The organism is Streptomyces sp. NBC_01089 (assembly GCF_045162975.1).
GTDB lineage: Bacteria > Actinomycetota > Actinomycetes > Streptomycetales > Streptomycetaceae > Streptomyces.
The window spans coordinates 6,512,713-6,525,610 of record NZ_CP108660.1 but is presented as its reverse complement, the minus strand read 5'-3'; the positions used below and the strand labels follow the sequence as shown (position 1 = coordinate 6,525,610).

At 71.8% G+C, this 12,898-nt stretch carries 11 protein-coding genes; 2 read left to right on the top strand and 9 right to left on the bottom strand.

Annotation, left to right across the window (positions count from 1 at the left end):
• Positions 1-47: 47 nt before the first annotated feature.
• The 4 genes from OG510_RS29270 to OG510_RS29255 form a co-directional block, all read right to left on the bottom strand.
• Positions 48-494: a hypothetical protein gene (locus OG510_RS29270; protein ID WP_406140745.1), complete on the bottom strand. Its 447-nt coding sequence runs from the start codon at positions 492-494 to the stop codon at positions 48-50.
• 108 nt (positions 495-602) lie between these two features.
• A complete protein-coding gene (locus OG510_RS29265; RefSeq protein WP_406140744.1) occupies positions 603-1,769 on the bottom strand; it encodes an SWIM zinc finger family protein in 1,167 nt (388 codons plus the stop codon).
• On the bottom strand, positions 1,766-4,840 hold the full coding sequence (locus OG510_RS29260; protein ID WP_406140743.1) for a DEAD/DEAH box helicase: 3,075 nt from the start codon (positions 4,838-4,840) through the stop codon (positions 1,766-1,768). Before OG510_RS29260 ends, OG510_RS29265 begins: the two co-directional genes overlap by 4 nt.
• A gap of 142 nt (positions 4,841-4,982) precedes the next feature.
• Positions 4,983-6,440: a carboxylesterase/lipase family protein gene (locus OG510_RS29255; RefSeq protein WP_406142613.1), complete on the bottom strand. Its 1,458-nt coding sequence runs from the start codon at positions 6,438-6,440 to the stop codon at positions 4,983-4,985.
• Positions 6,441-6,660: 220 nt separating this feature from the next.
• Between OG510_RS29255 and OG510_RS29250 the strand changes: the two genes are divergently transcribed.
• Positions 6,661-7,005 carry a hypothetical protein gene (locus tag OG510_RS29250; RefSeq protein WP_164267222.1) on the top strand — a complete coding sequence of 115 codons (345 nt, stop codon included), beginning with the start codon at positions 6,661-6,663 and terminating at the stop codon, positions 7,003-7,005.
• A gap of 88 nt (positions 7,006-7,093) precedes the next feature.
• On the opposite strand, the gene OG510_RS29245 is transcribed toward OG510_RS29250, so the two are convergent.
• From OG510_RS29245 to rpsA, 5 genes are all read right to left on the bottom strand, one after another.
• Positions 7,094-7,795, bottom strand: a complete 702-nt coding sequence (locus tag OG510_RS29245) for a class I SAM-dependent methyltransferase (RefSeq protein WP_406140741.1) — start codon at positions 7,793-7,795, stop codon at positions 7,094-7,096.
• A 57-nt stretch (positions 7,796-7,852) separates the two neighbouring features.
• Entirely contained in the window at positions 7,853-8,221 is a 369-nt protein-coding gene (locus OG510_RS29240) for a tetratricopeptide repeat protein (RefSeq protein ID WP_406140739.1), read from the bottom strand.
• 92 nt (positions 8,222-8,313) lie between these two features.
• Positions 8,314-8,913 (bottom strand): dephospho-CoA kinase, encoded by a 600-nt coding sequence (gene coaE / locus OG510_RS29235; protein ID WP_406140738.1) that lies wholly within the window; start codon positions 8,911-8,913, stop codon positions 8,314-8,316.
• A 45-nt stretch (positions 8,914-8,958) separates the two neighbouring features.
• On the bottom strand, positions 8,959-9,897 hold the full coding sequence (locus OG510_RS29230) for a PAC2 family protein (protein WP_406140737.1): 939 nt from the start codon (positions 9,895-9,897) through the stop codon (positions 8,959-8,961).
• 247 nt (positions 9,898-10,144) lie between these two features.
• On the bottom strand, positions 10,145-11,659 hold the full coding sequence (rpsA, locus tag OG510_RS29225; RefSeq protein WP_406140735.1) for a 30S ribosomal protein S1: 1,515 nt from the start codon (positions 11,657-11,659) through the stop codon (positions 10,145-10,147).
• A gap of 398 nt (positions 11,660-12,057) precedes the next feature.
• Between rpsA and OG510_RS29220 the strand changes: the two genes are divergently transcribed.
• A complete protein-coding gene (locus OG510_RS29220) occupies positions 12,058-12,897 on the top strand; it encodes a class I SAM-dependent methyltransferase (RefSeq protein ID WP_406140734.1) in 840 nt (279 codons plus the stop codon).
• Position 12,898: the final 1 nt, after the last annotated feature.

The following is a 12,898-nucleotide window of genomic DNA, read 5'->3' as shown; positions in this document are numbered from 1 at the left end:
CCTCCGGGGGGGGGACGGGCTGTCGGGGGCCGGGGGTGTGGTGTCCGTCAGCGCTGTCTGTCAGATCCCATGCCCCCGGTGTTTCCGACGTTCCCGATGTTCCCGGCCTGGATCACCGTGCTGTGGTGGGCGACCCCGCTGAAGCTGTTGCTGACACTGCCGATCTGCGGGGCGGTCTCCGGTGGCGCCAACTCGTCCAGCAGTGTGCGCAGTTCCGCCGCCGCCCCGGGGTCGGCCAGCAGGGCGCGGCGCATCCGCAACCGCCACTCGCCCTGCACATCGGCGGCGGTCTCCTCGTCGCCGTCCTGCCGGGCCGTCGCCAGTTCGGCGCGGGCCGCGTCCAGTTCGGCCGCGACCGCCGTGGGATCCGCACTGCCGCGACGGGCCAGGAAGGCGGCCACCCGGTCCCGTGTGCGCGACCACGCGTCGGTCGCCATCTGCTGTACGAGCGTGGTCGCCCCCGCCGTCACCAGCGCCGTCAACTCCGCGTCCATCGTGCCCCCTTGTCGGTCCGTGACCCTGTTCGTCCACCGCTTCTGAAGGTTAGGGTCTGTCGTCAAAGTGCCGCCCTCCGGGCAACGACGGCACTTTGACGACAGACCCTAGCGCCGGAGCGCCTCCACCGGGTCGGGGTGCGGGGCGTCGCGCGGCCACCAGTCGTCCCGGCCCGGGTCCGATTCGTACGGGTACCAGCGGTTGTCCCGGCCGAAGCGGAGCTGGAGGGCGCCGCCCGGCACGGTCAGTCTGTTGCGCGAGGGCTGGAAGCGCGGCAGTCCGGCGACGGCCAGGGCGGGCCTGGCCCGGTCGAAGGGGCCGGCCGGCGGGTCCCACGGCGTTTCGAGTACGGCCAGCCCTTCGGCGCCGCCCTGCCGCCAGGCGGCGACCGCGCGCGCCAGATCGGTGGGCGTGCGCCCGGTGGCCGAAGCGAGACCGCGGTAGAGGGCACGGGTGGTGGCGGTCAGCCCGGCGGTGGGGCGGGCCGCCGCCAGCCGGACCGCGTCCTGCCAGGGGGTGAGGCCGCTGACCGGATCGGTGCCGGTGGTGAGCAGCGTGTGGGCGCGCGCGGCGGCGTCGGTGGCCAGGTCGTCGAGGGCCGACGGGTCGGGCGCTCCGGGGGCCTCGGGGTAGGCGGGCGGACGGCCGGGGTACGGCCCGGCGCCCAGCGGCGGTGGCAGTGGCGGCAGGAAGTGCGGGGCGAGTGCCTCCCGTGCGGGGACTCCGGCGGCGGGTGGTGCGGCGGGCTGCTCCCGTGCGGAGTGGGCCGCGTTGCGCCGGGCCAGCTCGTCGAGGAGTTCCCGCTCGCCCCTGCCGCGCATCAGGAGCAGGACGAACGGGTCGGCGTCGAGGAGCCGGGCCGTCTCGTAGCAGAGGGCGGCGGCGTGCTTGCAGGGGCGGCCGGTGTCCGGGCAGGTGCAGGACGGAACGAGGTCGCCCGGCGCCGGGAGCAGGGCGACACCGGCCTCGGCGGCGGCGTCGACCAGCGAGTGGGGCATGTCCTTGTCGAGCAGCGCGGCGATATGGCCCGGCTGGGCGGCGGCCGCTGCCAGGAAGTGGTCCCAGTCGGCGGCGGAGAGCGTACGCAGCCGCAGTTCGGCCCGGTAGGGGCGCGGACGGCTCCCGTGCACATAGGCGAGGATGCGTCCCGGTGCCACGTTCACAGCGGCCACATGGCCGCCGTCCGCGTAGCTCCTGCCCCGTTCGAGGCGTCCGGCGTCGAGCGACAGCGCTTCCAGGGCTGCCACCCAGGCGTTCCCCCACCAGCTACTCATGCGGACCTCCGCAGGGACACCAGGTCGGCCAGTTCCGCGTCGCCCAGCTCGGTGAGGGCGCTCTCACCGGAGCCGAGCACCGCGTCGGCCAGTGCCCGCTTGGCTGTCAGCATCTCGGCGATCCGGTCCTCCACGGTGCCTTCGGTGATCAGCCGGTGGACCTGTACGGGCTGGGTCTGGCCGATGCGGTACGCGCGGTCCGTCGCCTGTTCCTCGACGGCCGGGTTCCACCAGCGGTCGTAGTGGATGACATGGCCGGCTCTGGTGAGGTTCAGCCCGGTGCCGGCCGCCTTGAGGGAGAGCAGGAAGACGGGGCACTCACCGGCCTGGAAGCGGTCCACCATCTCCTCGCGCCTGGCCACCGGCGTCCCGCCGTGCAGGAGCTGGGAGGGGATGCCGCGCGCGGTGAGGTGTTCGGAGAGCAGCCGGGCCATCGCCACGTACTGGGTGAAGACCAGGACGGCGCCGCCCGAGCCGCCCTCGGCGAGGATGGTGTCGAGGAGTTCGTCGAGGAGGGCGAGCTTCCCCGAGCGTCCGGCGAGGCGGGAGGGGCCTTCTTTCAGATACTGCGCCGGGTGGTTGCAGATCTGCTTGAGGGCGGTGAGCAGCTTCATGATCTGGGCGCGCCTGCCGAGGCCCTCACCGGCTTCGATGACCGCCATCGACTCGCGGACGACCGCCTGGTAGAGCGACGCCTGTTCCCTGGTGAGCGGGACGGGGTGATCGGTCTCCGTCTTGGGCGGCAGCTCGGGGGCGATACCGGGATCGGACTTCCTGCGGCGCAGGAGGAACGGTCTGACGAGCCGGGCCAGCCGCTCGACCGCGCCGTCCTCCTCGCCGTTCTCGACGATCCTCGCGTGGCGGGCGCGGAACGTCTTCAGCGGCCCGAGGAGTCCGGGGGTCGTCCAGTCGAGGAGGGCCCACAGCTCGGAGAGGTTGTTCTCCACGGGTGTGCCGGTGAGTGCGACGCGCGCCGGGGCGGGGATGGTGCGCAGGGCCTTCGCCGTCGCCGCGTGGGGATTCTTGATGTGCTGTGCTTCATCGGCGACGACCATCCCCCAGGGGTGCCCGGCCAGTTGGGCGGCGTTGGTGCGCATCGTCCCGTACGTGGTGAGGACGAAGCCGCCGTCGGTACCGGTCAGGGAGCGGTCGGTGCCGTGGAAGCGGCGGACGGGCACGCCGGGGGCGAAGCGGGTGATCTCGCGCTGCCAGTTGCCGAGCAGTGAGGCGGGGCAGACCACCAGCGTGGGCTCGCGGCGGGCGCGGTGCAGATGGAGGGCGATGAGCGTGATGGTCTTGCCGAGTCCCATGTCGTCGGCGAGGCAGCCGCCGAGTCCCAGCGAGGTCATCAGATCGAGCCAGCCGAGACCGCGCAGCTGGTAGTCCCTGAGGGTGGCGTCCAGCCCCGGGGGCTGCGGCAGCGGCGCGGTGTCGGACGTGAGCCTGGAGCGCAGGGCGGCGAGCGCGCCGACCGGGACCGCTTCGACCGTCTCGCCGTCCACGTCGGCGCTGCCGGTCAGGGCCACCGACAGGGCGTCGACCGGTGCGAGGAGCCCCAGCTCCCGCTTGCGTGCCTTCCGTACGAGGGCCGGGTCGACGACGACCCACTGGTCCCGCAGGCGCACGATCGGGCGGTGGGCCTCGGCCAGGACGTCCATCTCCGCCTCGGTCAGCCGGTCGTCGCCGATGGCAAGCTGCCAGCTGAACGAGAAGAGCTGTTCCGCGTCGAAGAACGGGGTGCCGTCGGTGGCCGATCCCGGCGCGGGTCTGACGACCGCGGCCGCGGACAGCGACCGGACCAGCTCCCGCGGCCAGTGCACGGCCACGCCCGCCGCGGCGAGCCGGGGAGCTGCCGGGCCGAGCAGCTCGTACAACTCGTCCTCGGACAGCGGCAGTACGTCGGGCACGGGCCGCTCCAGGAGTCCGGCCAGCGGAGGCCAGACGCGCGCGGCGCGGCGCAGAGCCAGCACGGCGTCGATCCGGACCCGCGGCCCGAAGTGCTCGTCGCCGTCGCCCGCCCAGAGGCGTCCGGCGTCGGCCACCAGTGTCGGATCGGCGAGGCTGTGCACCTGGACGACGGCCGCGGCGGCCCGCCGCTCCCGCGCCGCCACATGCCCGTGACCGGCTGCTCCGGTGTCAGCGACGGGTGTGCTGCCCGCGGGCCTGGAACCGGTGGCCGGGTCACCGGGGCCGGGGCCGGGGCCGGGGCCGGGGCCGGGGCCGGGGCCGTCGAGGACCATCCCGTCAGCGCCCGTGCCATCGGCGGCCATGTCGTCGCCGCCCATCCCGTCGGCGCCTGTCCCGTCGGCGCCCGTATCATCCGGGATGTCGTCCGGCGGGGTGGCCACGTCGTCGGCGCGGTCGAACAGCTCGTAGTTGGAGAGGTCGAGCCGGAGCGAGACCTCTACGCCCGCGTCCGCCCCGGCCGCCACCTCGGCCGCCCACTCACGGAGCCCCGGCAGCCGCTGCGGTGCACGGGCGGCATAGGCGGCCCCGGCCGCGTCCGGAGCGGCCGGGGTGCGCGGCAGGGTGTCGGCGACGGCGTCGTAGAACGCGCGGAGCAGCCCCTCGGGCTCGGGAAGCTCCAGGGGTGTGCGGCCGGGCAGCGGGACGGCGTGTGCCTCGGGCGGCATGGCCGCTGCCACCGACCGCAGATGTGCGACGTCCTCCGCGTCGAGCGGTCCGGCCCGCCAGGCGTCGTGGTCGTCCGCGGTCAGTCCGGGCAGGAACCGCCCGCGCGCCGCCAGGTGCAGCGCGTGCAGTGTCGCCGCGCTCCAGCAGCGGGCGGCGGGGTGGGCCACCGGGGAGTGCCGGGCGGCGACCAGCAGCGGCAGCGCCTCGGTGAGGGGCAGCAGAACGGCGGGCACGGTACTGCGGCGGGCCGCCGCGCCGTGTCGCCTGACGACCACGAGCTCGTCGGGACCGGCGGCCTCGCCCTCCGGATCCCAGAAGGCGAACCGGCCGTCGCGAGGCAGGGCAGCGGGCAGGAAGACCACGGCCTGCCGGGTGAGCGCCGCGGGTCCGGCCCCGCTCGCCCCTTGCGTCTCCGCTGTCTGCCGCACCGCGCTCACCTGCCCTTCCGCCCTGGTTTCCAGCTCTCTGCGAGTGTAGGCGGGGGGTCTGACAGCGGGGCCCGGCAGCTGGGACGGGGCTCGGCCCGCCCCTCAGCAGCCCGCCCCTCAACCGCCCAGCCCTCCAGCGGCCCGCCGCCCCTCAGCGCACCCCTTCCCACAGGGTCCGCTCCGCGGGGCGCGGGTCGTCGACCGGGCCGGACTCGTCGGCGAAGATCATCGTGGTGCGGTGGTCGGGCCCGTACGCCGGCCACCCCGGGTCCCCGGTCTCCGCGAAGGACACCCACGCGCCGTGCATGGTGTCCGCCAGGGCCTGTGGCGGTCGGCTCCCCAGCATCGGGAGATACGTGGGGTCACGCAGATTGTCGAAGACGAAGCCCAGCTCGGAGGCGTGGCAGGCGCCGAGCCTGCCGCCGAACTGCGGGGAGCGCCAGGCGAATTCGTACACATGCGATCCGGGCACGGCCTCGGCCAGCCGGAGCGCGGGAATCCGGTAGAACCAGTCGGTCACCAGCGCGTCGAACAGCTCACCCGGACCGGCCTGCGGGCGGCCGGTCCGGTAGACGTCGAGTGCCAGGTCGGGATCGAGGCCGTACGCCGTCGCGGCCAGTCGCAGCCGCTCGTCCGTGATCGCGTCCAGCCGTCCGGTCGGGACCATGAAGAGGCGGTTCTCCTCCCGGTTGCTGCCGACGAGCAGCTCGACTCCGCAGTCCGGGCCGGGCAGGGCGAGGCCGGAAGCGACCGGTTCGAAGGGCATCGCGTTGAGCGCGGCGTCCCCCCACAGCCGCGGATCGGGACGGCGCCCGATCTCGGCGCGCAGTTCCGTCTGCGCGGCGAGCAGCGTCGCGAGCGGCAGCGCGGCGAATTCATCGGCGGTCGGAGCGACGCCGAGCCGCTCCGCGAGCTGCGCGGCGACCAGCCGGGCGGAGTGGGGGCGCAGAAAGTGATGTGCGCCCCCACTCTGCAGAATGGCCCGCCGGAAGAGCCCGCGGGTCTGTTCCATCCCGAGCAGCACCCCGATGCTCATCGCGCCTGCGGACTCCCCGAAGACCGTGATCCGGTCGGGGGCGCCGCCGAAGGAGGCGATGTTCTCGCGCACCCACTCCAGGGCCGCGATCTGGTCGAGCAGTCCGCGGTTGTCGGGTGCGCCCTCCAGGCTCAGGAAGCCGTCCGTGCCCAGCCGGTAGTTGACCGTCACACAGACCACGCCGTCACGGGCGAACGCGCTGCCGTCGTACGCGGACGCCGACCCCGAGCCGTTCGAGAACGCCCCTCCGTGCAGCCACACCATGACCGGCAGTCCGCCGTTGGGGCCCGGTTCGGGCGTCCGGACACTGAGGTTGAGGCAGTTCTCGCCGTCCTGGCCGAGGTCCTCGGGGATGAGGGCGTCGAATGGGGGCGCGTACGGCGCTCTGGGCGCGGTCGGACCGTGCACATGCGCTTCCCTGACCCCCTGCCACGGTGCGGGCGGCGCCGGCGCACGGAACCGGCGCGCACCGAACGGCGGCGCCGCGTAAGGGATTCCGAGGAAGGACGCCACCCCCGCGTCGTCCATCCGGCCGCGAACGGCGCCCTGACGCGTCATGCACACCGGTTCCATCTGGTTCACGTCTCCACTCTGTGCTTCGGGGGTCCGAGTGTCCGGGGCGACCGGGCCGACCCGCGGTATCCGGGGTCCGGGGCCCGGCCGGTGGAGATCGCTGCGGCCGCCGTCGCGGACCGGGCGCCGTACCCCGCGCGGCCCAGCACCGGATGCCGCGCGGCCCGGAAGCGGGCAGGGTTGCTCCCACCAGTGACTCTCCGTACAGACGGGACCGCGCATGTCCGATCACCGGCGTCACCGGCGCCTCGGCTTCATCGCCGGCGCAGTGCTCCTGCCGTTCGCCGTAGCCGGGTGCTCCGGTCTCAGCCGCACGGCGGTCGGCACGATCTCGTACACCACGCCGGATTCGAAGGTCGTCACCGTCTCGAATCCGTCCGTGAAGGGCTGCCACCCGCTGCCACGCGGGGGTGCGGCAGCCATCGCCAACAACACACTGGTCGACATGTGGCTGTACCCGGGAGCCAAGTGCACGGGGAAGCCGTCGATGTACAACGCGACCACTCTGTCGAACAAGGTGACCCCACCGCTCGTGGCCTGGCGCAGCTACAGCCTGGTCCACTGAGAGCGTTTCGACGGACAACGTTTCCACCGTCAGCGGCGCCCCGCCGGGAAGCTCGTTCACCCATGGCCGCCAGGACATCCGGCGGGGCTCACCGGGCGGGCAGTGCCCGCACCCATGTGCCGTCGTCCGTCAGCGTGCTGTCCACGACGAGCCCCGCCTCACCGAGGTGCCGTGCGAACTCCTCGTGGCTCAGCGGGCGCGACAGGAAAGTCTGCGTCCAGGTCGCTTCGGGGTAGACGTACTCGCAGAGCATCGCGTCCACGCCGTCCCCGACCGGGGTCGCGGACTTGATCCGGACGAGGCCGCCCGCGCTGTTGCGCCGCTCCCTCGGTACGTCGGCGTGCCAGTCGAGTCCCTCGCGCTGCACCAGCACGCATCCGTCGTCCTTCACATGCCGGCGGCAGGTGCGCAGCAGCCCCTGACGTATCCGTGGGTCGCCCGCGTGCACCAGGAAGGACGCCAGCATCACCACGTCATAGGTCTCGCCGGTGTCCAGCTCCTCGATGGGACTGCAGACCGTACGGACGCCGTCGACGCCCGTGATCTGCTCCAGCATGCCGGGCGACTCGTCCACCGCGGTGACCGTGAAGCCCCGCTCGGCCAGCGGGCGGGTGACCCGGCCCGCGCCGCTGCCCAGTTCGAGAATGCTCGCTCCCGCCGGGACCGCCGCAGCGACGATGTCCGGTTCGTCGCCGACCGGCAGCCTTTTGTACAGCTCGACGGAGCACCCGTCGGGCGTCCTCGCTCCTGGCCCCGTGCCGGCGTACCCCTCACGCATCCGGATGTTCATGCCGTACAGAACGAACGTGCCCCGGCGGTCGTTCCCGGACCGTCCGGAACTCCCGGTTCAGCCCTCGGAGTCGAACCGCGCGGCCCGCAGATACTCGGGCTGCGGGTCGAGCGCCGCCGCCAACCTGAAGTGCCGCCTGGCCTGTTCGGGGCGGCCTGCCCGCTCGAAGGTACGGGCCAGGGCGAAGTGCGCGAAGGCATTGTCCGGTTCCCGCTCCAGGACCAGCTGGAACTCCAGCTCGGCCGGGCGGAGTTGCGCGGCGGCGAAGAACGCCCGTGCCCGCAGCAGCCGCGCGGCGGTGTTCTCCGGGTGTGCCGCGATCACCTCGTCCAGCAGCTTCACGGCGCCCCGGGGGTCACGGGCGTCGAGCAGCTGCTCGGCCGCGCGGTAGTCGATGACGTGGGTCTCGGGGTTGCTGTGGGACATCGTTGCCGGCCTTTCTCCGTAATCCCGGAAGTCGAAGTCGAAGTGAAGTCGGAAGTCGCTGAGGCCGCCGTGCACACCCGCCGCGCGGGTGGTCAGCTACCCGCCCGCTCCGTCAGCTGCTCCCAGACCGAGCGCACCTGCGGCTCCAGTGCGTCCAGCGGGCCGTCGTTGTCGATCACGAGGTCCGCGATCTCGCGGCGCTGTTCCCTGGTGGCCTGGGCGGCCATCCGGGCGCGGGCCTCGGACTCCTGCATTCCGCGCAGCCGTACCAGCCGGTCCAGCTGTGTCTCCGGCGACGCGTCCACCACGACCACCAGGTCGTAGAGCGGGGCGAGGCCGTTCTCGGTCAGCAGTGGTACGTCGTGGATGACGACCGATTCCGGCTGCGCCTGCCCCTCCAGCTCGGCGGAGCGGGCTCCGACGAGGGGGTGGACGATCGAGTTGAGTGTCGCCAGCCGGTCCGGGTCGGCGAAGACGATGGAGCCGAGCGCGGGCCGGTCCAGGCTGCCGTCCGGCGCCAGGACCGACTCGCCGAACGCCTCGACCACCGCTGCGAGCCCCGGAGTTCCCGGCTCGACCACCTCACGGGCGATCCGGTCGGCATCGATCAGGACCGCTCCGTAACTGACAAGCAGCCGGGACACTTCGCTCTTGCCGGCGCCGATTCCACCGGTCAATCCCACTTTCAGCATGGCCAGGAGCCTAAGCCCTGTCCGCCGGGGCGGGACTGCCGGGCGTCAGACGTCGCCCTCCCGCTCCGCGAGGAAGCGTTCGAACTCGCGGCCGATCTCGTCCGCCGACGGCAGGTCGACCGCCTCGGCGACCAGATTGCCGCGGGTCTCCGATCCGGCCAGCGCGTCGTACTGGTGCTCAAGTCCCTGGACCAGAGCGGTCAGTTCCTCGTCGCCCTCACCGATCTGACGCTCGATCTCGTCCTGGGTGCGCTGCGCCTCGGTACGCAGGGCGTGCGCGACGCTCGGCAGTACCAGCCCGGTCGCCGCGGTGACGGCTTCGAGCGCCGTCAGCGCCGCGTCCGGGTACGAGGAGCGTGCGACATAGTGCGGCACATGGGCGGCGACCCCGAGCACATCGTGCCCGGACTGCGCGAGCCGCAGCTCCACCAGCGACTCGGCACTGCCGGGCACCTGCGCCTCGTCGAACGGCGACTTGTGTCCGGGCATCAGGTCCGTGCGGTTGCCGTGCGGGGTGATCCCCACCGGGCGGGTGTGCGGGACGCCCATCGGGATCCCGTGGAAGTTCACCGAGATACGCACGCCGAGCCGGTCGACGATCTGCTCGACCGCGGCCGCGAACCGCTCCCACTCGACATCCGGCTCGGGGCCCGAGAGCAGCAGGAAGGGTGCGCCCGTGGCGTCCTGCACCAGCCGCACGTCGAGTGTCGGCGTCTCGTAGTCCGTCCACCGGTCGCGCTTGAAGGTCAGCAGGGGGCGGCGTGCGCGGTAGTCCACGAGCCGGTCGTGGTCGAACCGGGCGACCGGCTGGTGGGGCAGTGTGTCCAGCAGACCCTCGACGATCTGGTCGCCGGTCTCGCCCGCGTCGATGTACCCGTCGAAGTGATAGAGCATGACAAGTCCGGCCGACTCCTGCGCGAGCGCCACATCGACGACTGCCAGGCCCTTCGGCTCCCATGCGTACAAATCTTGCGGATCAAGCACGATTACCGCTCCTCCTCGTGTTCACCGGGGAGAACGTCCCACACGGCTCGCGCATTCCCCGCAGCCACGTCTTCACAGGTGACCACCGGACCGGGGACAGGTGACCACCGGACCGGGGACAGGTGACCACCGGACCGCGGCAGATCCCGACGGCCACACGTGAGGACCTGGGTCCGGACATGAGTGAGGCCCGCCCCCCGGAGGGAGCGGGCCTCACGTCAGCTATTCACCAGCTGGGACCTGAGCGTCAGCTCTGGCCACCGGCCAGCTTCTCGCGCAGGGCGGCCAGGGCCTCGTCCGACGCCAGGGCGCCGGAGTTGTCGTCCGACTCCGAGGAGTACGAACCGCCCGAAGCACCGGCACCGGCGTTGCCACCGCTGGCAGCGGCCGGAGCGGCAGCACCCTCGGCAGCAGCGGCCTCGTCGGCCTCGCGGGACTTGATGACCTGGGCCTGGTGCTGCTCGAAGCGCGCCTGCGCCTCGGCGTACTGGCCTTCCCAAGCCTCGCGCTGGGTGTCGAAGCCCTCGAGCCAGTCGTTCGTCTCGGGGTCGAAGCCCTCGGGGTAGATGTAGTTCCCCTGGTCGTCGTACGACGCGGCCATGCCGTACAGCGTCGGGTCGAACTCGACCGAGGCCGGGTCGGCACCGAAGGCCTCGTTGGCCTGCTTCAGCGAGAGGCTGATGCGGCGGCGCTCAAGGTCGATGTCGATGACCTTGACGAAGATCTCGTCGTTGACCTGGACGACCTGCTCCGGGATCTCCACGTGGCGCTCGGCCAGCTCGGAGATGTGGACCAGGCCCTCGATGCCCTCGTCGACGCGCACGAACGCACCGAACGGAACGAGCTTCGTGACCTTGCCCGGGACGACCTGACCGATCTGGTGCGTACGGGCGAACTGCTGCCACGGGTCTTCCTGCGTCGCCTTGAGCGACAGCGAAACACGCTCGCGGTCCATGTCCACGTCGAGAACCTCGACGGTGACCTCCTGGCCGACCTCGACAACCTCGGAGGGGTGGTCGATGTGCTTCCAGGACAGCTCGGAGACGTGCACGAGACCGTCGACGCCGCCCAGGTCCACGAAGGCACCGAAGTTGACGATCGAGGACACGACGCCGGAGCGGACCTGACCCTTCTGCAGGGTCGTGAGGAACGTCTGGCGCACCTCGGACTGGGTCTGCTCGAGCCAGGCACGGCGGGACAGGACCACGTTGTTGCGGTTCTTGTCCAGCTCGATGATCTTGGCCTCGAGCTCCTTGCCCACGTAGGGCTGGAGGTCGCGGACACGACGCATCTCGACGAGGGAGGCCGGCAGGAAGCCACGGAGGCCGATGTCGAGGATGAGACCACCCTTGACGACCTCGATGACGGTGCCGGTGACGATCCCGTCTTCTTCCTTGATCTTCTCGATGGTGCCCCAGGCACGCTCGTACTGAGCGCGCTTCTTCGAGAGGATCAGGCGGCCTTCCTTGTCCTCCTTCTGGAGAACCAGGGCCTCGATCTCGTCGCCGACCTTGACGACCTCATTGGGGTCGACGTCGTGCTTGATCGAGAGCTCGCGGCTCGGGATGACGCCTTCGGTCTTGTAACCGATGTCGAGGAGAACCTCGTCCCGGTCAACCTTGACGATGACGCCGTCAACGATGTCGCCATCGTTGAAGTACTTGATCGTCTCGTCGATCGCCGCGAGGAACGCGTCCGCGTCGCCGATGTCGTTGACCGCAACCTGCGGCGTGGTGGCGGTGGTCTCGGTGCTGCTCGTCATGTGGGAAAGGGCTCCGGTACGGACATTGAAGTCGTAGGTACTGCTACGCCGGGAGCCCGTATCGCCTCTGCAGACGCCGGACAGCCCAGGAAGCGCCGATCCGGTATTCCGTGCTCGTTGCCGAACACATCGGTGGCGCCTCGATAACCGAGGGGACATGCAACAGATGCAAGCGCAGCCTGCTAGGTCTGAGGAGCGCAGGCTCGCAGCGCAACTTGTAGCATACGGGGACGGCCGGACACGGTCAATGCGCGAAGGCGCACACCCGGGGCGGATCGCACCAATCCCGGCACAACTTCTGTTGTACGAGGCCACATCGCCCCCGGCACCGTCCCGGCGCCGTTTTCCGCTGCCGGGTACCGGCGGTGTCACCGGTACCGACGATACAGACTGGCACGATGAGCGAAGAGTACGAGTACGAGCCCGAGGCGACGCGCCGTGACGCCGGGGACACCGAGAGCAGCCGGGCCAACCGTGGCTGGTGGGACCGCAACGCCGACGAGTACCAGACCGAGCACGGCTCCTTCCTGGGCGACGACCGCTTCGTCTGGGGGCCCGAGGGCCTGGACGAGGTGGAGGCCGAGCTGCTGGGCCCGGCCGATGAGCTGAAGGGGCTCGACGTCCTGGAGATCGGCGCCGGGGCCGCCCAGTGCTCGCGCTGGCTGGCCGCACAGGGCGCACGCCCGGTGGCGCTTGACGTCTCCCACCGCCAGCTCCAGCACGCGCTGCGGATCGGCGAGAACCGGCCCGGCGTGGCCTCGGTTCCGCTGGTGGCGGCCGACGCCTCGGTCCTGCCGTTCCGCGACGGCTCCTTCGACCTGGCCTGTTCCGCGTACGGCGCCGTGCCCTTCGTCGCCGACCCGGTGAAGGTGTTCCGCGAGGTGCACCGGGTGCTGCGGCCCGGCGGGCGCTGGGTCTTCTCCGTCACGCACCCGATCCGCTGGGCCTTCCCCGACGAGCCGGGGCCCGAGGGCCTCACCGTCACCTCCTCCTACTTCGACCGCACCCCCTACGTCGAGCAGGACGAACAGGGCAACGCGGTGTACGTGGAGCACCACCGCACCCTGGGTGACCGGGTGCGGGACGTCCTGGCGGGCGGGTTCCGGCTGGCCGATCTGGTGGAACCGCAGTGGCCCGCGTGGAACACGTCGGAGTGGGGCGGCTGGTCCCCGCTGCGCGGCGGGCTGATTCCCGGCTCGGGGATTTTCGTCTGCGTACGGGACGACGTACGAGACTGAC

Excerpts from the sequence above, each read along its gene's own strand:
- OG510_RS29270 (WP_406140745.1), bottom strand. The coding sequence starts at position 494 with ATGGACGCGGAGTTGACGGCGCTGGTGACGGCGGGGGCGACCACGCTC.
- OG510_RS29265 (WP_406140744.1), bottom strand. The coding sequence starts at position 1,769 with ATGAGTAGCTGGTGGGGGAACGCCTGGGTGGCAGCCCTGGAAGCGCTG.
- OG510_RS29255 (WP_406142613.1), bottom strand. The coding sequence starts at position 6,440 with ATGGAACCGGTGTGCATGACGCGTCAGGGCGCCGTTCGCGGCCGGATG.
- OG510_RS29250 (WP_164267222.1), top strand. The coding sequence starts at position 6,661 with ATGTCCGATCACCGGCGTCACCGGCGCCTCGGCTTCATCGCCGGCGCA.
- OG510_RS29245 (WP_406140741.1), bottom strand. The coding sequence starts at position 7,795 with ATGAACATCCGGATGCGTGAGGGGTACGCCGGCACGGGGCCAGGAGCG.
- OG510_RS29240 (WP_406140739.1), bottom strand. The coding sequence starts at position 8,221 with ATGTCCCACAGCAACCCCGAGACCCACGTCATCGACTACCGCGCGGCC.
- coaE (WP_406140738.1), bottom strand. The coding sequence starts at position 8,913 with ATGCTGAAAGTGGGATTGACCGGTGGAATCGGCGCCGGCAAGAGCGAA.
- rpsA (WP_406140735.1), bottom strand. The coding sequence starts at position 11,659 with ATGACGAGCAGCACCGAGACCACCGCCACCACGCCGCAGGTTGCGGTC.
- OG510_RS29220 (WP_406140734.1), top strand. The coding sequence starts at position 12,058 with ATGAGCGAAGAGTACGAGTACGAGCCCGAGGCGACGCGCCGTGACGCC.